We start from the raw sequence: 23,872 nt of genomic DNA, 5'->3' as shown, positions 1-23,872 counted from the left end.
TTATAAAAACAAACTATTTTTTTTGATTTTATTTTTGCGATTAACTTTCCCCTGTTCATTCTCAGCCAGATAACCCGCCACAGTTAAATGGTTATCCCCAAAAGAATGACGCCAGAAGACCAAACCACCACAGACAACTGGACCGATTACCAATTGATGTCAGCAAAAAAGTTTATCAGGAGCCCCCAATGACCTTTGAAATCTGGGTCACCTTTGTTTTTGCCGCGAGTGCAAATATTCTCGCCCCTGGTCCAGCAATCGTTCTTGCAATCAGAAACGGCCTGTCATTGGGGATGAGAAAAACGATCTATTCAACCCTAGGCAATGTTGTGGCGATTGGGTGCGTTGGTCTCGCTGTTACACTTGGTTTAGGCGCAATTATAACAACAGAACCAGGAATATTTTCAGTTCTGCGTGTTCTGGGCGGCAGCTATCTACTCTGGCTTGCCTACCAGAACTGGCAAAGGGGCATGATCTCACTTGATCATCTTTGCGTAGATAACAAGGATGCCAAAAACACCAATGACGATGCTGGCGCCGACACCAATAGCAGCGTCTGTTCCTTTGCGGCTTCCTTGCAAGTTCAGAGATCTGCCCCCTATCTTTTCCGGCAATCCCTGCTTGTTGGTTTGACAAATCCCAAGATGATTATTTTCCTGCTTGCCCTCTTCCCGCTCTTTTTAAATACACAGGCCGCCGCCACACCACAGCTGCTGCTTATGACAGCAACCTTCATGGGGTTATCTTTTCTCTCTCTCAGCGCCTTTGCCTATACTGCTGTCAAACTGTCTCGCCTGATCCGTCAACCTTCGACCATAACTTTCATCAACAAGCTTATAGCCATTATCTTTTTTGGCTTTGGTTCAAGCCTTGTCTGTTTCGGCCTTACAACAATGTGAGTTGGTTTCGTTCTCCCCTCAACCTCTGCACATGACCAACAATCATGAAAGTTCTCTTTGCTTTATCTTGAAACATCTTCGTAGGTAGTGTTTGTTAAATTCAGTGATCTTGAAATAGAGACTTTCCAGAAGTTCGGGGTAAACAATGTTGGCAAACACCAATACGAGAATGAAATCGCGGTACAGAGAAGATTTACCCCAACTAAAAGGTGGCTTGTTTCTGAGTGATGGCGGCTTAGAGACCGACTTGATCTTTAATCAAAACATTCCCATCAAAGCCTTTGCCGCCCATACTCTGCTACCGGATGAAAAGGGACGCGGTGCGCTTACGAACTATTACCAAGGATTTCTTGCTCTCGCACAACAGATGAATACCGGCTTTATTCTCGATGGACAAACCTGGAAAGCTCACCCCCATTGGGCTGATGATCTTGGGGAAGGTCTGGACGATATAGAAGCCGCTAACCATGCTTCCGTTGCCTTCATAGCCGCCCTTAGAGAAAAATGGGATAACAACACACAACAAGCCATTGTCCTCAATGCCTCTTTAGGTCCCCGCGGAGATGCCTATGCCCCGGATTACCAGATATCGACAAAAGAGGCCGAAGATTATCATGCACAACAGGTAAGCTGGTTGGCTGCTACACCTGTGGACATGATAACAGCCATGACCTTTACACAATCAGAAGAGGCCATTGGCGCCGTACGTGCAGCACACAAAGCGAAATTGCCTATCGCAGTTTCTTTCACGGTTGAAACAGATGGTTTGCTCCCGACCGGTCAGTCGCTTGCTGACGCGATTGATCAAGTTGACCGGGAAACCAATTCTCAGGCGATTTATTTTATGATCAACTGTGCGCACCCTGAACATTTCCCCCCAAATTTATCATCTGGGGATTTATCAGATAACCAGCTAGGCGATCACAGCTGGGCAAAAAGGATAAAAGGCATCCGCTGTAATGCGTCAAGAATGAGTCATGCAGAGCTTGATAATTGTGAGGCACTTGATGCCGGAAACCCCGACGAATTAGGGCAGCAATATCAGGAAATCTATTCCAGAATGCCGTGGCTCAATATCTTTGGTGGATGCTGCGGGTCGGACCTGCGACATTTGACAGAAATAGCCCGCGCGATTATCCCAAAACAACTGGGTTAATTACCTCAAAAATAAAGCAATCACAGAGGGCGAGTTACTATCTAATTTAGCTTCGTTTGAAACCAGCACGCTCAAGCGTCGGCCAGGGATGGGTAAATGAGATCTTCAACCCCATCCAGCCCAGCGCCAATATCAATGAACTGTCGTTTAAATATTTTAAGGTAATTCAGGTTTTCAGTGTTGGCATCAGGAAGACGCTTTTCACAATCAAGCTCATTTTTTTGAAAGAGGATCATCGGATTTCCCCCATCACTATTCAACAGGGGTAAACCAACCGTTTCCAGACAAATACTCAAACCACTCTGCATAACCTGTTCGACGACACCAACAATACCACAAGGCTTGTTTACAACAGTCCAGAGAGCTTGCGAAGCCTGTATTCGGCGCTCTTTACCAACCAGATCCAGATAATTCCCCCCCTTACCGGTGTCGCCAAACTTTTCACTTAAGCTTGATCCAAGAAGGCGGATTTTTATATAATCGTCCGAGATCATCTCGTAGATCATAAAATTGGGGAGTAATGACGGTACTTCTTCCGGGCGAAAACTGTCTCGCGACGGCGCATAACCATCACGGGGCAAATCGAGCCAATACCTGTAAAACTCTGCAGATTTCGGATGTTTAAAATCCATAAAGAGCCACAGCCTTTTTTTAACATTCACGCAAGCAATGTAACTTCCAGAACAGGAGTTGCACTATGGCTCGAATACCTTGTAGAAATAAATAAGGAGGTCACCAAAACCGGAACTGAAAATCACAAGCAAGATCATGCCCGTGTCCGATGACTTAAATCAAGAACTATCTTACTGATTTTACTATTATTTCAAAAATAATCGAAAATAAAGCAAACGAATGTGATGAAAAATCGTTTTTAAATCTTTGATTGCTGGAAAATTTAACACAAAATTGCTGTAAATAAAGAAAGTTCGACCTCATGCCGAACAACTATCACGAATCAATCTTTGAAATCAGAAATCCCTGCCCCGAGATCAAAAAAGGTCCGTTCGGAAACCCGGATACACTTTAATAAACGGTCCTCTTTATCGTCAAACTGATGCGAACTTTCGAAAAAAGCATCGTCCCGATCCCAACTGATTTCGTTATTCTGAAACAGGATAAGTGGATGGCCGTCTTCAACGTTTGAAATGGGTAGCCCAACAGCCTCGATACAGGCAATCCGCCCGGACATCAGCTCCTGTTCCAAAAGCACATGCATCCCGCAGGGTTTTTCAACCTGCGACCATAAAGCAGCCGACGCACTTGGCTTGCGATGCTCTTCGACAGCATCCAGGTAGTTACTACCCGTTCGATTACCCCCAAAACGTTCCTCTACAGCCGATCCGATGAGCCTTATCCTGATAAGATCAGATGATATCAGTTCGTAAACCAGCATGGTAGGCAACAAACTTGGAATTTCTTCCGGCCTGAAACTGCTTTTATCCGGTAAAATTCCTGTCCGTGGTAGATTGCACCAATAGTCATAAAAGGCCTGATTTTTAGAATGCCTGAATTCAATCAACGCCTTTGCGCCTTTCTATTTCGTTCGCAAGCAGCGTTTTGGGATGAAGGAATAGCCCCAATAAGGTTAAACCCTAAAACTCAAAACAGGTATATCAAAACACAAATGAAATAGTTAATAAAGTGTTAACAAAATTTTTGATTACATTACATTCTATGCACGACATTGATGCTGGGGTTTATGAGGAAATACCAAAAAAAGAGAAAAGAAACGCCCATCTTGTAGTGAAATAATTTTGCCAAAGACACCAGAAGCAGGATAAACAATATCACTTCTATTCCTGACAAGGAAAATTCCTGCGATGCGACAATCTCTAAGAGACAAAATTATTGAGGTCTGTGACCTCAAGATAGAGAAAAAGGGTGAGACAGTTGGCCTGTCTTTCTACGCTTTTTTTGCGAATAAGAACGACGATCCAGAGCTATTGATGGAAGCAGCTACATGGTGGATACAGGCGCACAAGCTTGATCATTTTGAAAAGGCCCAAAAGATCAAAGACATGGTTTTAAACGGAAAGTAAAAGCAACAATATGCATGAATAAAAATCTGTATCCTTCCTATCCATAGAGATACAGATTTCCATACAAATATTTTCAAAGCTATCAAATCCCTACCTTATCAGGAGACAAGTGATCTTTGAGAAGATTAGACTAAAAGTTAAATCTATTGATCATTTTTTGGATGCCACCCCGGCGGTTGAATCAAATAGGCTAGCTTGTTACTCAATCCTTTGGCGTGCCAGATTTTTCGGGTTAACCCTGTAAATCCATGAAAAAAGACCACAATCGGGTTTACTGATTTAATAGGGGGAGATACGCCATAGATAACTGTTTCTTCTTCCTCTGCAAAAGTGCCAAACATTTTATCCCAAATGATAAAAATCCCTGCATAATTCTTGTCAATGTATTGCGGGTTGGAACCATGATGTACCCGGTGGTGAGAGGGTGTATTCATAACTGCCTCGTAAAACCTGGGCAGCTTTCCGATCGTGTCGGTATGCAACAGTGTCTGGTATAGCTGCACAAGCGATGCAGATAACAGAACCAAAAAGGGATCAAAGCCAATGAAAACCAGTGGTATATAAAACGGCAATCCAAAAATTGCATCCAGAGGCCCATGTCGATAAGCAACAGAGATATTGAAATAGGGAGAGCTATGATGAACGGTATGTGTCGCCCAGCCTAGTCCCATACGGTGAGCGACCCTGTGTTCAAAGTAATACGCCAAGTCCGCCAAGATAATGCACAAAGCAACTGTCCAATAATTACTCGGCATCAATGTCAAGCTATAGGTCGGATAAATGAGATAAAAAGCAGCCAGATATACGCCCGCAAATACAGCAACAAGCCCGACGTGAGCAACCAGAGTTACGAAGTTCGCAAAACAGTCCCCCGCTGTAGCCCAGGTCATTTCTTTCTTGATCACAAGCCTGATAATTTCAAAAAGAAAAAAGGCCATAGCAAAAACAAACACCCAATCATCAGCCAAACTTTGCCATTCATAGAGCGTCCATTCATCAAGCAAGTGCGTCCAGAAATCCATCTCAAACCTCCCCCTGTGTTTGAAGAGATAGCAGCAACTGCTTTGCCGCCTGATAAGATCTTTGTTGAAAATCTTTATCATTCTTTTTTATAGGGAAAAGCGCATCGTGGTTAAAGTAGATGCCGATCAGGCCTGATGCGATAATTGAAATCATGTCTTTCTTTGCATTTTGATAAAGAGCCGATAAAACCTTCTCAAAACTAAGCTGAACATCATCAAACCACGATGTCATAAGCTCTTTTGTATAGTCGTGGGTTTGCGCTATAACAATCAGGTTCGTTGCTATCATTGTGTCAGTTGGTGAGGTCATATCTGAATTATCCAAAAACAGAAGGGCCAATAACTCGTCCTCACCAGAAAAGGGATAGGCCGCAAGTTCCTGCATACTCGTGCGACATCGATCAGTGTATCGCTTCACAACCTCTCGCAAGAGTTCTTCGTTATTCCCCACATGGTGACGTAAAAGGGGACGAGCAATCCCCGCCTCTTCAGCAATACGTTTTTGTGTCGCCCCTTCCAGACCATAAAGCGCGATACAGCGCTCATAAGCCTTCAGAATGTCTTCTCTTCTTTCATGTTTTATACTCGGTCTAGGCATTTCAACAAACCAAAATAAATTATCAATTATGACAATAAATATGGTGTAAAAAATAAATTGTCAATAAGGACAATTTATTCTGATGTCCGGTATATGTTGTAAATCAAGGGAAAGAAAATGTTTCTAATTTATACTGAACACGAATATGACAAATTCAGATGAACGGAAACTGATATGACACTGGAACATGATCATTCAGCCAAAGCCATTCGAGAACGTTTTGCCAAGGGCCACAAAGCAAGTTATCTGCAGGATTGGGTTTACGGCAGCATTGATGGCGCCGTCACGACCTTTGCGGTTGTATCCGGTGTGATAGGTGCACAGCTGTCAGTCCGTGTCATTCTGATCCTTGGGGTTGCCAACTTACTTGCCGATGGTTTTTCCATGGCCGCAGGAAATTACAGTGCAACCAAATCCGAACTGGATGATACAGAACGCCTGTGGGCCATCGAGCGCAAACACATAAAACAGGTTCCAGAGGGCGAACGTGAAGAAATCCGACAAATTCTATCAGCGAAGGGATTAAGCGGGCCGACCCTGGAAGAAGCAGCGGACGCCATAACATCAAATGAAGAGCTTTGGATCAACACCATGATTACAGAGGAATATGGCATATCCCCAACATCACGGGTTCCCTTGAAATCTGCACTATCAACATTTGGGGCATTCTTTATCGCAGGCGCAATTCCCTTGCTGCCCTTTATCTTTTCCCTTCAAAACGCTTTTACTCTCGCCTGCGGTATGACAGCCCTTGCTTTTTTCATCATTGGCATGATCAAAAGCCGCTGGTCACTGGCTCCATGGTGGCGTTCGGGCACAGAAACACTTTTGATTGGCGGACTGGCCGCTTTGGTTTCCTATGGCGTTGGCTACCTGTTGCGTGGGATTGTTGATTAATTATTATGTGTAATCATAATCTCTTACCCTACGACGATAGGTCCCCGGCCCTTGACCAAATTGCCGTTTAAAACGACTGGAAAATGACGGTGTTGATGCATAGCCACAAAGCTCGGCAACTCTGTCGATTGAATAGTCTGTACTGGAGAGCAAAAGCCTGGCTCGCATTAACCGCCAAAGCGTAAGATACTCTATCGGCGGCAAGCCAACCAACCGGGTAAAATAATCCGAAAAACGTGCCCGAGACATTCCTGCGATTTGAGCAAGAGAATTTACCGTCCAGGCTTTCTGAGGAGTTTGATGAATCACATTTAACGCCTTGGACAATTGGATATCTGAAAGAGCAGCAATAAAACCTTTTTGTTTGTAATCCAGATCTAATGACAATCGACGAACCAGCTGAATAAGGATGATTTCAAGAAGACGTGCCAGAATCCCCCTCGCTCCTTGCCCAGCAAATTCGGCTTCAAGTTTTAATAACTTTAATGCACTTGATGTCCAAGGCTCTGGACCAAGAGCTTCCTGGTTCAGAATCAACAAAGGGGGAAGGTTAATTAAAATGGGGTGATCGATATCTTCGTCAAATTGACAAAAGCCACAAAGAAGTCGACACCTGCCTTCTCCTTCACCATAAGACAAAACGCCCCCATCAAAGCATCCCTGCTCCAGGGCAACAGACAAAGTAACAGGACTTGGATAATCAAGGTTGTTGCTATGAGAAACAATCTGTGAAACCCCATCCGGCACAATAACCAGATCACCTTCGTTCAGCAGATGCGATTCCATCCCATTGGGCGTCAGCCAGCACTGGCCCTGTAAAACCAAATGAAAGCGGATCCGACGCTGTTCATGTGGCAGCTCAATTGCGTAAGGGCCTTTGAAATCAGTTTTAAAATAAAGCTGACTGCGAAGCCGAAGCGTCGAGAAAACCTCGCTCAACAGATCAGAATTTATATCCTTTGCAGGCATATTATTCATAGCACCCATAAATGAGACGATTGAATAGAAATCAGAGACCCCCCAAAAGTGACCTTCCCTCTTTGAACTGTCAAGCTGAGACAGCAAACACTGTCATACACACACTCAATAAACAGGGACATCGGGAATGCCGCTAGAGACCATACTTGCCATTTTTGGCTTTGCTTTTGTCACATCCATTTCTCCGGGTCCCGGCAACTTTTTGCTTTTAACTTCAGGGGTTAATTTTGGTTTTGTTCGCTCAGTCCCTTTAATTCTGGGTATCAGTCTTGGATTTTTGAGTATGGTATTTGCGATAGGGCTTGGCTTTGGGCAGATCCTGAAATCATTTCCGTTATTATACAGTGGTCTCAAGTATTGCTGTCTTGCTTATGTTCTTTGGCTTGCCTGGAAAATTGCAACAAGTAAATCAATTGGAAATGATACCAACAGTTCAGAGAATGCAAATGGCTTTGATAAGCCCATAAGCTTTGTACAGGCCGCTCTTTTACAACTGCTGAATCCCAAAGCCTGGGCTGTATCACTGATTATTACCGTCAGTTACACCACACCTGAAAACTATCTCAACAGCTTAATCCTGCTGATTTTTTTCTTTGCCATCGTTAATTTACCCAGTATTTCGGTTTGGGCGGTATCCGGTACTGTCCTTCGCCGCACGCTCGTTCAGGGCAAGCGGATTATCATTTTCAACCGGATCATGGCACTACTGCTTGTCGGTTCTATGATCCCGGTGGTTATAAGCGCGTAAAGCACGTGTTGTATGAAGATTTCAGAACGCTGTTTTTCATACGATATATCTGAATCACCTAAATGAAAAAACAATTACACCGATCCCCACAGCCAAAGCAAGGCAACCGAGAATAACCTCACCGTACTTTTTCCCGTCAGCTTTAGGTTGATTAATCAAGGTTGCTTCCCCAGGGTTTGCTGGATCATAAAACACATCAACGGTCTGTCCAACAGCATGGCTATTGCCAAGCCCTTTGGCTTCTGCTTCGTCTGACACTGTATAGTAGGCAACTCTTGATCCACTGTAGCTCCTCCCCCCAACATTATAATCATACCCGGCATAAAAAACATGCTGGCTACTGGTAGATTTAGGACGCGATACAAGGCTTTTTGTCATGACACCAGTCGTTTTCGGCCAATGACCACAGGCTTCAAACATCTTGAGTGACCGGATTGCATCAATCAACAGATAAAGCGCCAATCCCACAAGAAAGAGACCGGCCCAAAAAGCATTACTCATATGCAAATCTCCTCTTCAACAAAAAGAAGCTCATTCACTCCGAGCCACCTAACGCACTGATAATCTATAGCTTCTCGATCTCTTCCATGGTTCGGCCCGGTTTGCTTTTATAGGTTGGCAAGTTCCAGCCATAATAAAGCGCGCCACCACGAATACTAAAAGCAACAAGAAAGCCCAGAACGGAACCAATTACATTTCCAAGTCCCGCATGATAAGAAAGCACCCAGGCCACCGCACCGAAAAGTGCTGCCGTCACATAGATTTCCCGTCGCATCAGAACAGATTGCTCCCCGGAAAGAATATCACGCAAAACACCGCCGAAGGTTGCAGTCAAGATACCTGTGACAATGGCAACAGAAGATGACCCCGTTGCCAGAAAGCCGATTTCAGCGCCCTTGACTGAAAAGACCGCCATACCGATCGCATCCAGCCATAACAAGACCTTATAACGAGATTCAAATCGGTGAGCCGTGAAAAAGACAACCGCACCAGTTCCCGCGCAGATCAAAAGATAAACATGCTCCTCTACCCAGAAAACCGGTGTTTGTCCCAGGATCGTATCCCGCAATGTGCCACCACCAATGCCTGTAGCCGCCGCCAGAAAAAGAAAAGCAATGAAGTCCAGCTGTTTACGCGACGCTGCCAATGCACCTGTCGCGGCAAAGACAGCAACCCCGGCGTAATCCAGCCATAGAACGATATCCACCTGTTTCCCCTTGTTTTCTGCGCCACCTATGACAACAAACCACATTGATCCAAGTAACATATAACGCTTGAAGGTAGCAGAATAATTAACGACTACGGTTAACTATGCAGATAATTTTCTTGATGTTCGCTTTGCGTAATCGCCATTGAATGGCCGGGAAACGTACAGAATAAAAACTCAGTGCCAATGCAAGGGATCAATCGACAAAAACAGGAGCCCCCTTGCCAATATCAATAATATTCCGTTCAACCACCAGAATAAGTTTTAGACGTTCATCGATCTGATAACTCAACGGATTCTGGTTGTCGATTTCATTACTTTGATAGATAATAATCGGGTTAGGCGTGCTGCCATCAAGTGGTAAAATATCATTGTGCAGGGGAAAACCGATAGCTTCGACTGTTATATTACGTCCACTCGACAAGGCATGTACCAGAACCGCATGAATTCCACAGGGCTGCTCTGCCATTAACCAAAAGGCTTTAGACGCATTTGTTTTGCGATCATCTTCAACATAATCCAGATAATTTAGCCCAGTCATATTATGGCCCAAGCGTTCATTAATCGCAGTGCCCTGCAAACGAATTTTAATATTTTCACGGGATATCAGTTCATAAATACTGATATTAGGCAGTAATGAAGGGATATCACCCGGACGAAAAGAGCTTCGCTTTGGCATCACGGTGCCTTCGGCCTTTTCTAAACTTTGCCAATAATCATAAAACTGGCGATTTCTGGCATTTCTTATTTTCACCAAACCCTCACTCTATTCCTTGTCAGGTGCCTACCAATGTCTGTGACCGCAAGTAAGAAAGATTAAAAATCCAGTTACTTACGCGACGACGCCAAAACGCCCGTTACTGCCAATATAGTAACCCCAATGAAGTCCAGCCATAGAACGATATCCATTTCTGTTCCCCCTAAAATCGCATCAAAAACTACAGACTGAAAGCCACAGGCAATTTAACCAATAGATAGTTGATTTTAAAAGAAAATCTGACGAACATCCTATCTTATCACAAAACAGGTTAATCAACGAACACAGGTTCCCCTCTGCCAATATCGATCATATTGCGTTCGACCACACGAATAAGTTTTAAACGCTCCTCATCCCGATCTTTCTGAAAATCGATATTATCTATCTCATTACTTTGATAGATAATAAGTGGGTTTGGCTTGCTACCGTCGAGGGTAGGTGCATCATTATTAAAGGGAAAACCTACAGCTTCGACCGCAGTGAGACGCCCGCTTGACAAAGTATGTTCCAGCACAACGACAACACCACACGGCTGCAAAGCCATTAACCAAAAGGCATCTGATGCTGTACTCCTGCGTTCATCCGCAACATAGTCCAGATAGTTCCTGCCCGTTAAATTCTGTCCAAAGCGTTCATCAATTGCCGTTCCCTGTAAGCGGATTTGAATGTTCTCTCGCGAGATCAATTCATAAACAATTATATTGGGCAATAACGAAGGTATATCTTCCGGACGAAACGAGCTTCGATTAGGAAGCACAGAATTTTCTTTTCGTTCCAATCCTCGCCAATAATCATAAAACTGGCGATTTCTGGCATTTCGTATTTTCACCAAACCTTCACCCTATTCCTTGTCAGGTGCCTATCCCCTGTCATCTGCCCCCAGCCATCTGATGAATGAATCCTATAGGTCTTTGATAGAAGCATACAGTGATTTTTTCGAACTTTTCTTTATTTTCCCGCATGTGCCTACTCCTTACGTACCCTGTCCCTTATATCCCATGCGCTGAAACTCAACACAAAGATGTAATTTCTATCCACACACAATCATAAGGCTTCAGATTCATTCTTGACCTCTGTCAAAAGGGATGGCTTTATATTTTCACATTTCACGAAGATGTAACTGCTAGATCTCAAAACACTCTTGATGATCCATCAGACAAGCGACTGGATATTGAATATTCGAACCTCAAGGTTTTAACAGTGTCTTCAAGGCATTGAACAAGACCGTATCGGATAGAGTACCCGGCCATGATCTATAACACATAAACCTTCCGCCCTTGTTTCTGAGAAATATCTTTTCTTGGAAAATTTCCGGATCTTGTTGTGTTCAATCTGTTAAGAACCCATCAAGCCCTACAACGGATAGCTATTGGCAGCGGATGATTATTTTGAGCCACCTTTGTATCTGTTCTCCAGATTTTCCAAGGGCTTAAGACTGGTTAACTCTGTTCGGCTGACCAGTTTCACACTATTTTACTGCCATTAGATTATCGCAACGTAATCAAGGCACAATATAAAGACACCCTGCAAAACAGAGTGATAAAATGGAGAGTTACAATGTTGACACTATTTCATGCTACAGGAGCCTGTTCTTTGGCCTCTTGCATCGGTACTGGAAGAAATCGGTGCAGAGTTTGAAGTCACGAATGTTTCCTTTGCGGATGGTGAACAACATAAAGCAGATTTTCTGCGACTTAATCCCAAGGGACGCGTCCCTGCACTTGTTGTTGAAGGAAAAACAACACAGAGCGGCATATTAACTGAAACACCTGCAATTCTTTATTATCTCGCCAAACGTTTCCCTGATACCAAACTTGCTCCCCTTGGAAACGACTTTGCACTGGCACAAATGCAATCGTTTAACAGCTTTCTCTGCTCAACAGTCCACGTTGCACATGCCCATAAACTACGCGGTGCACGATGGGCAAATGAGCAAAGCTCACTAGACGACATGCGTGCCAAAGTGCCGGAAACCATGTCCGCTCTTTTTACATTAATTGAAGAAACCTATCTCGGTCAGCCATGGGTGCTGGGCGAACAGTACGGTATTTGTGATGCCTATCTCTATACCATCGCGCGTTGGCTGGAAGGTGACGGTGTTGATATCACCACCTTCCCCCGCGTCAATGCGCATTTCAAACGTATGGAAAACCGCCCTGCTGTACAACGAGCCTTGAGGCACTAGCCCGGCTCGGACCTGATAACAGAACGAATTAGTTTTGCTGCTCCAGGTCTGAAACGACAAAGATAGAACCCGTTATGAATAAAAGTCCTTTAAAACTACCAGAATTCGTCATTCTCTTTGCCTTACTCACATCCATTACAGCCCTGAGCATTGATGCCATGCTGCCTGCCTTGCCGCAAATCAGTGCAGACTTGGCCATATCCGATCCACTTGATAGCCAGCTGATTATCTCTCTCTTTATTTTCGGAATGGTTTTTGGCGAGCTATTTATCGGCCCCGTCTCTGATGCCATTGGCCGCAAAGGCGCAATATTGCTAGGTGTCGGGATCTATGTTTGCGGAACCCTTGTCGCCATGACGGCCTCTACATTCGAGGTTTTAATTCTGGGACGTATAATTCAGGGGATTGGTGCGTCCGGTCCCAAAATAGCGACCCGTGCTTTGATCCGCGACCAGTACGAAGGCGAAGCCATGGCCAGGATCATGTCTTTCATTATGGTCATTTTTATCATGATCCCAATGATTGCGCCTGCTTTTGGTCAACTGGTTCTTGCCATTGCTGAATGGCGCTATATCTTCTTTTCTTTCTTGATGCTCTCGCTCTCAACAGGGATCTGGTTGATGGCCCGCCAACCTGAAACCCTGCTAAAGGAAAACCGGATACCGTTTTCACCAATCAAGCTTCTACAATCCACCGGACGCATCCTGAAACATGGCAAGGTTATGTGCTATTCCGTTTCTGGCGGCATGATTTTTGGGGCTCTGCTGGTATATGTCAGTACATCCCAGTCTATCTTCGAAGATCTCTATGGCGTTGTAGATAACTTCCCGCTTTATTTTGCTGTCTTGGCCTCTGCCGTTGCCCTCTCCTCTTTGATAAATTCACAACTGGTGATGCGGTTTGGTATGCACAGAATGGTGGTTGTTGCGCTGAGTGCCTTGATCTTTTTTACAGCAACACTGTTCTTCTTCGCACTACCCTATGACGGAATTCCCCCTTTTTCTGTCTTTATGATCAATGGATTTTTCATTTTTCTATGGGTTGGTATTCTCTTTGGCAACATCAATGCCATGGCCATGCAATCCCTTGGCAAGATGGCGGGACTGGGCGCATCGGTTATTGCCTCGATCTCAAGTCTTGTTGCTGTGGCAGTATCTGTGTCTGCCGGACGTCTCTATGATGGAACCGTGATACACATGGTCATTGCGTTGTTTTTTTGCGGGGCAGCTGCCCTTGTTCTTGTCCTTGTGGCAAAACGTAGCAAGGCAGATGTGTTACTTCCGGCTTGATATTTCATTTTTTCGGCTTATATGTCGAAAATGACTAATAATTTTGCTTTTCCTCTTCCCCCAAAGAGGATACTTAAAACTGAATTATCTATTTAAGTATGGGCTCGCATTATTCTGGTCCTGCTTAACGGGGCCCATCATATCCCCCTTAGTGATGGGCTCCACCTTTCTCCCTTAGGAACCTTAATAAACATGAAAAAGGACTGACGAAGTCGTCAGCCCTTGTTCCTTCAATTGCGTTTGAGCAATTAGCTTCCATAAATCTCATCTTTCGGGAAACGTCCGATGCCCTGTCGATTTGCATCAAGTGGCGCAAAGTATTCCTTGGCCTGTCTGGTTGCTTCGATGGCAATGGCCTGGGCCTGTAGCTCATCAAGCGGGCTTGTTGCCACACCGGCTTTATAGGCATTTGCAACGACACGCGTTATGGTTGGCGCGGCAACAGAGGTTCCGTCCAACGTGACTGAAACACCGGAATTGACGCCCGATGCTGGCACGCCCCTGAAGACATTACTACGATCACTTTCCGCAGAAACGAAAGGTGTTTTCGCGTGTTCAGGCAAACCTGAATCAGTTGTTTGATAGCCACTATAAACCGTAGCACGTCCCGTGGCCTCGACATGACTTGCCACAACAATCGGAACTGTACCCGTTGCCAAACCATTGGATGATCCGGCCCGCTTTACAATGGAATGATTATCTTCCACCTGCAACTTCCCTTCATGATCATAAAGCTGATAAGCCATATCATCGAAATAGGATTGTCGGCCTAGTGCCGGATAACCAAAAGGCGATGCATCGCGCTGGATGCGGGCATGAACAGGTTCTGATATTTTTTTGCCAGGCCTTTTGATAATCCGCACTGTCCACAAACCATTCGGCGCAGATTTCAAGGGATTAAGGTGTTCGGCAGTATCTGTGCGAATTTCTGTTGGCGCGAGAACCAGCATAAAACGACCACGTTCATCGCCTTTTGATAAAGGCACATGCCTGTCATAAGACAGACGCGCGACCGCTCTCGTACCGCGATTAAGCACAACCGCGCTATTGACCACACCAGATAATCTTTGTGCCGGAATATTATCTGTATTTGGAGGAATAACCTCGACCTCAATGTCTCCGTCTTCGTAATCTGATTCAGGCATCCAGATTTCAAGATAACTGGACGTGCGATCATTCGGTTGCACGCGCCAGGGAAGATCGCAGGAACAATCAGCAGCCCCAGAACTCTCACTTGCACCATCAACGTTAAAGTCTGCATCTGCGATGACAGCATGGGATCGCTGTAGATGATGGTTCCCGGATGGCAAAACTACTGATGTGGGGGCAACCCTGTCATTTCGGGCTGTCACAATCTCATCAATCGCCTTTTCCAACAGCGACGTACCATCATGCGGACCGCCAAAAATCCCGTAGCTGAAATTAATCACCACGGGCAGGTTCGGCGCAACACGATCAGCACGATCAAGGATATAGTGCACCCCGGCCAGAATAAAACTGTCCAGCCCCATACCCGATGTGTCCCAGGTAACAGCGGCGGGCACCTGTACCGCTATGATGCGGTCTTCTTCCAAAACATCTGATGATGTGCTTTCGTAATCACCCCCGGCAGCCAGATCGAGCACATGTGTGCCGTGTGCTGCTTTCCCATCCAGTGAATTGGGCATCACCTTGCGGCTATCAACCAACCCCAACGCCCGATAAAGAGCAGCTTCATCTGTTGCCCCCAGTGCATCAGTGTGTTCAGCAAGAGCACCATCAATATCAGCCTTGGTATATTCACGGCCAAATGCAACATTGGAACCAGTCCCAGAACACGACACAGAGCCAGCGCCTGAACCAGACTGGGTATCACCATCCTGCACCCAGGCAAAATCAATCCGGGTGCTGCCAGCTTCTGACTGGAAATGACGATTGGCAATGGCGATGCCATCATCAATAACACCCACCACAACCTTTGCAGACGAAGATATACAAGGTGACGTTACCAAAGCCTCGGATACATAGCTTTGGTTTACACTTGCCGCACGTAAGGGAACGCCAATCCGGCGTTTGATCCCCGAGGTTCCGGCATTTGAATGCGGAAAGGCATCGCCAGAGGAGATTCCCCGGCTTACAGAACTTTCCCGCAATACAAAGGGGCGAAAGCTTGGCTGTTCACCACCTGGTCGATAAAGCACGGGATAAATAGCATCCGGGTTTTCATCACCAGCCACAAAGTTATCCGACGCTTCGGTTCCGGTATAACAATGTGCTTCATTTGGCGGCCCAAAAGGAAAGCCATAGCCCGCGCCGGTATCCAACAGCCAGTCTTCATAGGGATCAACGGCTTTGATGCCGTCATCCTGCCAGTGATAGGAATCAGCCATTGCCGCCTCCTGCAGCAGGGGCTTCCTCCCACTCGCTTTTGGCCTTGAGCCACAGCCACCGGAATAGATTATCCGGCTCACCATGAACCTCTGACGTGCCCCATTTCACAACAGGATCACAACCTGAATCACCCAATGCGATAACCGATTTATCAAAATCACCCGTGGCGTTGTTGCCAATAAATTCAACTGCATCAATATCGCCGCTTTTCCCGCTGGCAAGCTGTAACAGATAGTTGCCAAGCGTCGTCCCCAACGCCGCCCCGGCTGTACTATCTGCCGGGAAATGGACCCCGGCAACAGTACGGTTCACCGCAATGCGTTCTGCCACGGAAAGCAGTAGTGCTTTAATCGAAGGGCTTTGCTGAAACGACATAATCGTATCATCCAGCAACGCCCCAAAGACAGTTGCAACCGTGAAAGCCTCTGTCGCATGACCGCTTGGTAGTGTTCCATGGCCCGGGGTTGGAATAATTGGCTGTATCTGTGCCGAGTAAATATCAGGGCGACGACAAGCCAAACTATGCTTAGTTCTGAGGACCACATGCGATGCAAGTTGTTGGACAAGGTGGATCAACTGAAGTGTATAGCTATGCTTTGTTGCACTTAAAGGAACAATTGAAGTAAAGAATTCTGTCGGATAGCCAACCTGTGCCAAAATTTCCGCAGCACGTTCTGATCGTTGATCCGCATAATTCCGTACATACTCTAATTGTGAACGAAACACTTCTTCATTTGGGCGCGATAACTTAGCCAACTTTGAATAGGAAGGATGCGGTGCGTGATCTAACCCTCCATGAGGGTGATCATGCTGAAACCAGATAGAAATAGCCCCTTCATTACCATCATCTTTAAAAGACAAACGCGAGAGCAAGTCAGTTAAAATGGTGACTTCACGAACTTGTGGTGTCCAGTTACTCAAGTTTACAGTTTCATTAGATGGAATATGAGGTGGTTCTTCCCCCGGTTCAGGTAAATTCCATGGTGATCTTACAGCATCCGATGAAGACAGAATAGCCCCAACTCCTACAGCACTTCCTGTTAATCCTGTGAGGCCTGTTAATCCTGTGAGACCCGTTAATCCTGTGAGACCCGTTTGGGTAGAGTTGATAGACATTATTTGTTCCTACTCTTTAAATAAGAATTAGCCCTGAAGCAGTAAAAAAATTTGGCTCAATTTATGGACATGGCTAGTTTTCCGGTACGCCAGCTTCACGTAGTGCTGCAGCACATTCTTGCCCCAAGGGATAACTTCCTGCGGGGTGCTGTGAGAGCCACTTAGAAACAGTAAAATTGGGTTCACATGACATCAGCTCTTTTGCAGTAGAGGCAGCATCTTTAGTACGCCCCAAACCTTGCAATGCAACAATCTTTGCTCTCATAGTTGAAAAATGACGACGATTAGCTTGCAGTGAACTTTCTGCTAATTGATAAGCCTTTTCATACTGTTTATCAGCTAACAAGGCTGTAGCAGAAAGTGATTCAAAATAGTACTTATGAGGATCAAGAGGGGATAAACTTCTTGCCCGCTCAGTATACGAAGCCGCAAGCTTACCTTCATCAATAAAAGCGTGTAAAGTTCCCTTTAACAACCAAGATAGCGCATCGTTGGGATTAAGTTCAACTGCACGATCGTATCGCTGAAATGCTATCTTAAATTCTTTAAAAAGTGTATTATGCACAAGACCATCAACAGCCAAAGAAAATGAACAATCAGGATCTAAATCCAACGCCCGAGCTGTACAATCTATTGCCAGTTGGCTGTCCTTGCTGAAGTCATTACTCCAGCCCTGATGTATAGAAAGCACATACCATTTCCCCAGCCAGGCATAGAGCGATGCATGATTGGGAGATTTACGAATAATCTCTTCAATTAATGGTCTGGCCTTGGCAAAGCTCGCCAGCTTCAACCTGTGCATTAATGCCACCCCCGAAACCAGTAATGCATGACTCGCCACTTCTGGCAGGGGTTTACTTGTCGCCAGTTCAATAGAGGTGGAGAGAATGGATTGTCCAATCTGGCGAGAAATATCAGCGACGATTTCCTGCCCGCCATTGAGAAAGTCTGACATTCGTGCAGAGAACTGACGTGACCAGATAATACGCCCGCTGTCTGTATCCAGGAAATCAGCGTCCAGATGAAAACACTCTCCATCCTGATGGTAGCTACCGTGAATTACGTATTCGACATTTAGTGCGCGCCGTACATCCGCCAAACTCAGAAGACGCATATTGAGATTGCGACAGGATAAGTGAGAGATAACATCAATCAGTTGCGATCTGGACAGCGCGCGCGAGACTTCCTCGGCCAGCATATCGCCCAGAACATTCTCTCCGTCTCGTTTGAAGCTCTGCAAAAAAGGAAGAACAGCGACAGCAGGCAAGATACCCGCTTTGTCAGAAGGGTTAAAAAACTCTAATGAAGATATTAATTGCGGACGATTATTCCTCTGTTCATCTACCCACGAGGTAAAACCACCTTCGGCAATCTCGATACCTTCAAGAAACTCACCTTCGGTTGGTGTGCCCACTAGTTCAACAACATCATCATTAAGAGCAATGTTATCATGTGACACATCAAACAGCGCTTCAAAGTCAGGACCAATTGCGCGCTTCAAGTCGCTTAATCCTCGGCGCAGGCTTGCCCGACCAAGTTCCGCGCCCGATAAAGACCAAAGCTTATCCTGCAGCCACGAACGTGTCCGGGTCATGTCAGGTGCCATTGCCAGAAGGGCAATCATGGCCCGTAGCTTTGTACTACGCACATTGAGCTTGGTACCATCAGACCATTCCGCGCTGAAGGTACCGTAAAGTCGAAGTTTAAGTATTTTTTCTGCCGGGTTATTTTGCATTTTGTACCCAGACCCCAGTTCCCCAGATTAGAAACATTAGAACAATGCCCCTAAATTACCCTTTTAAGTTCACAGAGATTACCACTTGTAGAGAAAGTTAAAAAACCTTTTACGTTTTTTTCACGCTTTTTGGACGCTACCTGAACTCGCAACTGCTTCATAATGAATTACATAAGAAATTAAATTTTAGATTGGCGGATATAAGCTTGCTTGGAAATCAACATAGCCTTTGCTCTTGAGAACACAACGAGTAGAAACAAAAAGCATATATACAGCAAAGACTTGAAGCCAAAAGGATAGGAAAAATCTGTGACCGGCAGTAACAAACCGACCCCACAATTAGTACCAGATCAGGCCTCTCTCAAACCAAGAGATCTCAGTGATTTTTGCCAAAAATGGAGTGACCTGAAAATACATGCAAGCGATGAACAACTGGAAGCATCCAGGCTGTCACCGGAAAGCCGCGAGGTGATTTCCTGGCTTACCATCCTTGCCGACAAAGTTTGCCACACCGAAGATTTTTAAGTTGCTCATCGGCCACCGCTGTTAAGTTCCCGGATTACCCCCGTTTAATCTTGCGTTCACGCCAGAAGGAGTAGAGGCCGGCAACAATCAGCAGGCTACAGCCGATGATGGTCGTTGTATCCGGGATTTCATTAAAAACAAAATATCCGACCACAAGTGCCCAAACCATAACCGTATAGCGAAAGGGCGTTACAAAAGCGACCTCGCCCACGCGCATCGCCCGGATCAGGGTTATATGGACCAGCATAATGAAAACTGCTGCCCCCAATAGAAGCCCGATGGTATCGCCTTTGACCTCTTTCCATTCCATCGTCGGCAATAACACGGCACAAACCAGTGTGACGACAACCATAGTCACAAAGGCGACAAAAAGAGATGGCAAGTTCGATGATATCTTTCGGGTTGCAAGGTCGCGCAAGGCAACGGATAACATAGAGGCAAGCGCCCATAAAGAATAGACGCTGAATCCATCCGTTCCCGGTTGAACAATTATCAGAACCCCGACGAAGCCCAGCGCGATACCACCATAACGCCGCCAACCAACGGTTTCCCCCAGAAAAACAGCTGCCCCCAATGTCACAACCAGTGGCAAAGCCTGAAGTATTGCCGTGACATTAGCAACTGGCATATTAAATAACGCCATGAAATAACAAAGAGATGCCCCAACCTCACCAATAACCCGGATTGTCAAAACCCTGGCATCTGCCCCGGTTATGGTAACAAATAGCTCTTTGCGATAATAAGAAACAGCACCCAGAACAACAGCCGCACAACATCCTCGAAGGAAAATGGCCTGAAACAGTGTCAGATCAAAAGAGACCAGCTTCATCAATGTAACATTTCCAATAAAGGCAGCCATCCCGAGCGACATCAGCAAAGCCCCACGCAGGTTACCACTTGCGCCCTGTTCATTCCCCGCATTATGTTCATTTTCGGCATGATCAGTAGCATCGCCCGAAAGGCTTTTCACAGGTACCGTGTTGTTATCTGGCTCTCTCATAATACAGATCCACTCATGACGTGGTCCTCAACTTACATTCTCTATCGATTGATTAGTTCTTCTGCTTTCTCCAGATCTTTTGCCTTTTCTGGCCAAATCCCCTGATCATCGTTTCCCTCAGAAGAATTAACCTGCTTACTGTTCTCTGCTTTCTGTCCTTTCGAGGTTTTCTGCCCCTTCGAGGTTTTCTGCACAGATTTTTGAGCTTCGGCCCTCTTCTTTAGCTTGTTCTCGCGATAGAAGGTATAGCCCCCCGTAATAACCAGAATGATGCTGCCAACAATCGTCCAGAAATCAGGTAACTCGCCAAAAACCACTACGCCGAGCAAAATCGCCCAAAGCAGGATTGTATAGCGGAAGGGTGATACAAAAGACGTTTCCCCTATACGCATCGCTGCAATCACACTGAGATAGCCGATCATCAGGAAACAGCCTGCCCCCGTCAAATACCCCAAAGATACGACTTGAACGGGTTGCCAGCCCGTCGTCGGCAACAGGATCGCAGCAGTCAGTGTCAAAGAAATTGACGTCAGTAACGCAACATAGATAGAAGGGACATCCTTTGAGATCTTCTTCGTAACAAGATCTCGTAACACAATGAAAACCACAGCCGCCAAAGCCCAGAAAGAATAGGCATTGAACCCTTCTGCCCCCGGGCGCACAATAATCATCACACCAATGAAACCTGTCGCGATCGCAGAATAACGCCGCCAACCAACTGCTTCCCCCAGAAAAAGTGCTGCACTAAGGGTAACTGCCAGCGGCAAAGCCTGTAAAATTGCCGTGGAATTGGCTATGGGCATATTAAAAAGTGCGGTCAGGTAACAGAGTGTTGCGCCAACTTCGCCAATAACCCGAAGTACCAGTATTTTTCGATCCGATACAGAAAGTGGACGGAATAATGCAGCGGTTCTCCAGGCAATCAATCCCAGAAAGAAAGTGGTAAAAAGACCGCGTAAAAAAATCGTCTGGAAAAGGGAAAGATCAGCAGAAGCAAGTTTCATCAATGCATCGTTAAACACAAACGTTGCCTGACTTAAAACCATAAAGGCAGCACCCTTGAAGTTCTCTGCTGCTGTAACCTCTGTATTTCCAGAACTCGCAGAATGTCCGGCACGCCCAGAAGGATGACTATTCTGTGGAGTCATTGACCTATTCCATTTTCGAAAGTATCCCATCATAGAGCAAGCTTTCACTAACAATTGCAAGCAAGATTGTAGAAAATATGCATTTTGGCGAAAGCAGGATATTATTACCAAAGCAAGGCTTGTCCGGTGTCGTTCAGAGACACGTTTGCCTGATGTATTTCTTTTGATATCTCTGGGCTAAAAACTCTGAGCTAAAAACTCTGGGCTAAAAAAATGAAATCACGGCACAAACTGATAATGTTCGAACTCCAAGTATGGAATTTCTTGAAAAACATGCCCCCCGTTTTCATATAAAATGCTCAACACTCAATAAGGCTCTTCCAGATATGACAGAATACCTCTGTGCAACCTGTGGCACACAATACCCGGAACAAAAACCGGATACTGGCCTTCCCCCGTCACACTGTCCGATCTGCGAAGATGAGCGCCAATATGTGCCCGAGACAGGTCAGAAATGGGTGACATCATCAGATTTGAAAGCCCATCACCATATAAGGCGTGAGAGACATAGTGAAAAATTACACAGCTTGATCATTGAACCACGTGCCGCGATTGGACAACGTGCTTTTTTTATTGAGACGTCTTATGGAAATGTTCTCTGGGATTGTCTCTCAATACTTGACCAGCCCACAATTGACTGGATTAACAGCAGGGGCGAACTCACAGCTATCGCGATTTCCCATCCCCATTACTACACCGCGATGGGAAACTGGAGCGACATTTTTGATAAAATCCCGATCTACCTTAATCAGAATGATGCCCAGTGGGTGCAAAAGTCACATCCTGCAATTCATCACTGGACGGGAAATTCTCTTTCCATCAATCCAGACATTACCTTGGTTAAATGTGGTGGTCACTTTGCAGGCGGTACGGTACTCCACTGGCGAGAAGCGAAAGGTTACCTATTTACAGGCGATATCATACAGGTCGTCGCCGATCAGAAACACGTCAGCTTTATGTACAGCTATCCGAACTATATTCCCTTGTCCGCCAGGAAGGTCACAAACATTGGCCACTCAATTGAGCCTTATGATTTTGAGACAGTACACGGGGCTTTTGAGGGCAGGACAATCGATACAGACGGGAAACAAGCCGTCAAGTATTCTGTAAACCGTTATCTGCAAGCCTTAGAGGCCTGAAACATCTTCCCAATAGGGATGATCCCCGCCAAGTTTATCGACCAGAAAATCAACAAAAACCCTGACTTTCGCTGGAAGATGGCGACGTTCAGGAAAAACGGCATGTATTGTCTGACTCGGTAATTGATATTGGGGTAGCAAAGCTTCCAGACGCCCTGCTGTTATTTCTTCTGCTGCAATAAAGGTGGGCAAGCGCCCTATACCAACCCCGGCGACAAGAGCTTCACGAAGAGCTTCTGAATTATTGACCTGATAGTTGCCTTTTGTTTCGAGGCTAACCGTTTCGCCATCATTCTGGATAAACTGCCAAATGTGAGTTGTACTGGCATAGGCGTACTGCAGGCAATTATGATCCCGTAAATCTTCTAATTTCAGCAGAATACCGTGCTTCTCAAGATAGCGCGGCGATGCACACAGCAGATTACGACAAGGAGCAAGCTTTCTCGCAATTAATGCACTGTCTTCCAGCGTGCGTACACGTATCGCAAGATCAAAACCGCCTTCCACCATATCAACCACCCGATCATCCATCACCATATCAATGCCAACTGCCGGATAGGTCGAGAGGAATTCGGGAATAAGGGGCGCAACATGCAAACGACCAAAAGACATCGGTGTATTAATACGCAATCTGCCCTGTGGTGCTCTCTGAAGTTGGGCAACAGCATCTTCAGCATCTTGCGCAGCTGCCAGCGACTGAATTGCATGGGCGAAATACTGTTCTCCTGCCTCACTTAAACTTAGTTTGCGCGTCGAACGATGTAAAAGCTGTACCCCCAAGTGGGCTTCCAATTGAGAAATGCGCTTGCTAACCGCTGATTTAGTTACGCCGATACGGCGCGCAGCTCCTGCAAAACTCCCCTCTTCAACAACAGCAATGAATATCGGGATTGCATTCATGCTCTCCATAGATGTCTCCAGACAGCAACAAATTTTGTCAACTTTTTCTCACCAATATGTTTCTATATACACCTATTATATCACCACAGGAAACACCTTATCTATAATTCAGACACAATAACAATTGTCTTTTCTTGCAACTGGCCAAAGCAAAAAAGACGAAT

At 45.6% G+C, this 23,872-nt stretch carries 24 protein-coding genes; 9 read left to right on the top strand and 15 right to left on the bottom strand.

What is annotated here, in order from left to right:
- Positions 1 to 188: 188 nt before the first annotated feature.
- Positions 189 to 899, top strand: a complete 711-nt coding sequence (locus D9A03_RS11285) for a LysE family translocator (protein WP_120497275.1) — start codon at positions 189 to 191, stop codon at positions 897 to 899.
- A gap of 145 nt (positions 900 to 1,044) precedes the next feature.
- The gene (locus D9A03_RS11280; RefSeq protein WP_120497274.1) at positions 1,045 to 2,055 is read left to right on the top strand and encodes a homocysteine S-methyltransferase family protein; all 1,011 of its coding nucleotides are present in this window, start codon (positions 1,045 to 1,047) and stop codon (positions 2,053 to 2,055) included.
- Between the two features lie 71 nt (positions 2,056 to 2,126).
- Here the strand turns inward: D9A03_RS11280 and D9A03_RS11275 are convergent, their stop codons facing one another.
- Both D9A03_RS11275 and D9A03_RS11270 read right to left on the bottom strand, forming a co-directional pair.
- Positions 2,127 to 2,687, bottom strand: a complete 561-nt coding sequence (locus D9A03_RS11275; protein ID WP_162938096.1) for a PAS domain-containing protein — start codon at positions 2,685 to 2,687, stop codon at positions 2,127 to 2,129.
- 323 nt (positions 2,688 to 3,010) lie between these two features.
- Positions 3,011 to 3,574, bottom strand: a complete 564-nt coding sequence (locus D9A03_RS11270) for a PAS domain-containing protein (RefSeq protein WP_120497272.1) — start codon at positions 3,572 to 3,574, stop codon at positions 3,011 to 3,013.
- A gap of 301 nt (positions 3,575 to 3,875) precedes the next feature.
- Here D9A03_RS11270 and D9A03_RS11265 point away from each other — a divergent pair, with 301 nt between their 5' ends.
- Positions 3,876 to 4,094, top strand: a complete 219-nt coding sequence (locus D9A03_RS11265) for a DUF6500 family protein (RefSeq protein WP_120497271.1) — start codon at positions 3,876 to 3,878, stop codon at positions 4,092 to 4,094.
- A gap of 143 nt (positions 4,095 to 4,237) precedes the next feature.
- On the opposite strand, the gene D9A03_RS11260 is transcribed toward D9A03_RS11265, so the two are convergent.
- On the bottom strand, positions 4,238 to 5,116 hold the full coding sequence (locus D9A03_RS11260) for a sterol desaturase family protein (protein ID WP_120497270.1): 879 nt from the start codon (positions 5,114 to 5,116) through the stop codon (positions 4,238 to 4,240).
- A gap of 1 nt (position 5,117) precedes the next feature.
- Positions 5,118 to 5,714 (bottom strand): TetR/AcrR family transcriptional regulator, encoded by a 597-nt coding sequence (locus D9A03_RS11255; protein ID WP_120497269.1) that lies wholly within the window; start codon positions 5,712 to 5,714, stop codon positions 5,118 to 5,120.
- A 174-nt stretch (positions 5,715 to 5,888) separates the two neighbouring features.
- Between D9A03_RS11255 and D9A03_RS11250 the strand changes: the two genes are divergently transcribed.
- The gene (locus D9A03_RS11250) at positions 5,889 to 6,611 is read left to right on the top strand and encodes a VIT1/CCC1 transporter family protein (RefSeq protein ID WP_120497268.1); all 723 of its coding nucleotides are present in this window, start codon (positions 5,889 to 5,891) and stop codon (positions 6,609 to 6,611) included.
- Positions 6,612 to 6,614: 3 nt separating this feature from the next.
- Here D9A03_RS11250 and D9A03_RS11245 read toward each other — a convergent pair whose 3' ends face one another.
- The gene (locus D9A03_RS11245) at positions 6,615 to 7,580 is read right to left on the bottom strand and encodes an AraC family transcriptional regulator (protein WP_120497686.1); all 966 of its coding nucleotides are present in this window, start codon (positions 7,578 to 7,580) and stop codon (positions 6,615 to 6,617) included.
- A 136-nt stretch (positions 7,581 to 7,716) separates the two neighbouring features.
- On the opposite strand from D9A03_RS11245, the gene D9A03_RS11240 reads away from it, so the two are divergent.
- Positions 7,717 to 8,337, top strand: coding sequence for a LysE family translocator (locus D9A03_RS11240; RefSeq protein WP_120497267.1), 621 nt, complete (start codon positions 7,717 to 7,719; stop codon positions 8,335 to 8,337).
- 54 nt (positions 8,338 to 8,391) lie between these two features.
- On the opposite strand, the gene D9A03_RS11235 is transcribed toward D9A03_RS11240, so the two are convergent.
- The 4 genes from D9A03_RS11235 to D9A03_RS11220 all read right to left on the bottom strand — a co-directional run bounded on the left by D9A03_RS11235 (position 8,392) and on the right by D9A03_RS11220 (position 11,130).
- A complete protein-coding gene (locus tag D9A03_RS11235) occupies positions 8,392 to 8,838 on the bottom strand; it encodes a DUF3592 domain-containing protein (protein WP_120497266.1) in 447 nt (148 codons plus the stop codon).
- A 64-nt stretch (positions 8,839 to 8,902) separates the two neighbouring features.
- Entirely contained in the window at positions 8,903 to 9,604 is a 702-nt protein-coding gene (locus tag D9A03_RS11230) for a trimeric intracellular cation channel family protein (RefSeq protein WP_254055030.1), read from the bottom strand.
- Between the two features lie 136 nt (positions 9,605 to 9,740).
- Positions 9,741 to 10,298, bottom strand: coding sequence for a PAS domain-containing protein (locus tag D9A03_RS11225; RefSeq protein ID WP_254055029.1), 558 nt, complete (start codon positions 10,296 to 10,298; stop codon positions 9,741 to 9,743).
- A gap of 274 nt (positions 10,299 to 10,572) precedes the next feature.
- On the bottom strand, positions 10,573 to 11,130 hold the full coding sequence (locus tag D9A03_RS11220; RefSeq protein WP_254055028.1) for a PAS domain-containing protein: 558 nt from the start codon (positions 11,128 to 11,130) through the stop codon (positions 10,573 to 10,575).
- 744 nt (positions 11,131 to 11,874) lie between these two features.
- Between D9A03_RS11220 and D9A03_RS11215 the strand changes: the two genes are divergently transcribed.
- Entirely contained in the window at positions 11,875 to 12,486 is a 612-nt protein-coding gene (locus tag D9A03_RS11215) for a glutathione S-transferase family protein (RefSeq protein ID WP_216825448.1), read from the top strand.
- A 74-nt stretch (positions 12,487 to 12,560) separates the two neighbouring features.
- A complete protein-coding gene (locus D9A03_RS11210) occupies positions 12,561 to 13,775 on the top strand; it encodes a multidrug effflux MFS transporter (RefSeq protein WP_120497263.1) in 1,215 nt (404 codons plus the stop codon).
- Between the two features lie 248 nt (positions 13,776 to 14,023).
- Here D9A03_RS11210 and D9A03_RS11205 read toward each other — a convergent pair whose 3' ends face one another.
- From D9A03_RS11205 to D9A03_RS11195, 3 genes are all read right to left on the bottom strand, one after another.
- Positions 14,024 to 16,144 carry a S8 family serine peptidase gene (locus D9A03_RS11205; RefSeq protein ID WP_120497262.1) on the bottom strand — a complete coding sequence of 707 codons (2,121 nt, stop codon included), beginning with the start codon at positions 16,142 to 16,144 and terminating at the stop codon, positions 14,024 to 14,026.
- The gene (locus tag D9A03_RS11200; protein ID WP_120497261.1) at positions 16,137 to 17,261 is read right to left on the bottom strand and encodes a phosphatase PAP2 family protein; all 1,125 of its coding nucleotides are present in this window, start codon (positions 17,259 to 17,261) and stop codon (positions 16,137 to 16,139) included. Before D9A03_RS11200 ends, D9A03_RS11205 begins: the two co-directional genes overlap by 8 nt.
- A 73-nt stretch (positions 17,262 to 17,334) precedes the next feature.
- Positions 17,335 to 18,996, bottom strand: coding sequence for a hypothetical protein (locus D9A03_RS11195; RefSeq protein WP_120497260.1), 1,662 nt, complete (start codon positions 18,994 to 18,996; stop codon positions 17,335 to 17,337).
- Between the two features lie 309 nt (positions 18,997 to 19,305).
- On the opposite strand from D9A03_RS11195, the gene D9A03_RS11190 reads away from it, so the two are divergent.
- A complete protein-coding gene (locus D9A03_RS11190) occupies positions 19,306 to 19,521 on the top strand; it encodes a hypothetical protein (RefSeq protein ID WP_120497259.1) in 216 nt (71 codons plus the stop codon).
- 34 nt (positions 19,522 to 19,555) lie between these two features.
- Here D9A03_RS11190 and D9A03_RS11185 read toward each other — a convergent pair whose 3' ends face one another.
- Together D9A03_RS11185 and D9A03_RS11180 are read right to left on the bottom strand one after the other, a co-directional pair.
- Positions 19,556 to 20,521, bottom strand: a complete 966-nt coding sequence (locus D9A03_RS11185; protein ID WP_120497258.1) for a DMT family transporter — start codon at positions 20,519 to 20,521, stop codon at positions 19,556 to 19,558.
- A 41-nt stretch (positions 20,522 to 20,562) separates the two neighbouring features.
- Positions 20,563 to 21,669, bottom strand: coding sequence for a DMT family transporter (locus tag D9A03_RS11180; protein ID WP_120497257.1), 1,107 nt, complete (start codon positions 21,667 to 21,669; stop codon positions 20,563 to 20,565).
- 326 nt (positions 21,670 to 21,995) lie between these two features.
- On the opposite strand from D9A03_RS11180, the gene D9A03_RS11175 reads away from it, so the two are divergent.
- Positions 21,996 to 22,808: an MBL fold metallo-hydrolase gene (locus D9A03_RS11175; RefSeq protein ID WP_120497684.1), complete on the top strand. Its 813-nt coding sequence runs from the start codon at positions 21,996 to 21,998 to the stop codon at positions 22,806 to 22,808.
- On the opposite strand, the gene D9A03_RS11170 is transcribed toward D9A03_RS11175, so the two are convergent.
- Complete coding sequence (locus tag D9A03_RS11170; RefSeq protein WP_120497256.1) at positions 22,797 to 23,717, bottom strand: LysR family transcriptional regulator; 921 nt, start codon at positions 23,715 to 23,717, stop codon at positions 22,797 to 22,799. The two genes, D9A03_RS11175 and D9A03_RS11170, sit on opposite strands and share 12 nt — an antisense overlap.
- Positions 23,718 to 23,872 lie beyond the last annotated feature (155 nt).

This window comes from Kiloniella sp. EL199 (genome assembly GCF_900313065.1).
Taxonomy (GTDB): Bacteria; Pseudomonadota; Alphaproteobacteria; order Kiloniellales; family Kiloniellaceae; genus Kiloniella.
The sequence above is the reverse complement of the archived record's forward strand: the minus strand, read 5'-3'. Positions and strand labels throughout refer to the sequence as shown.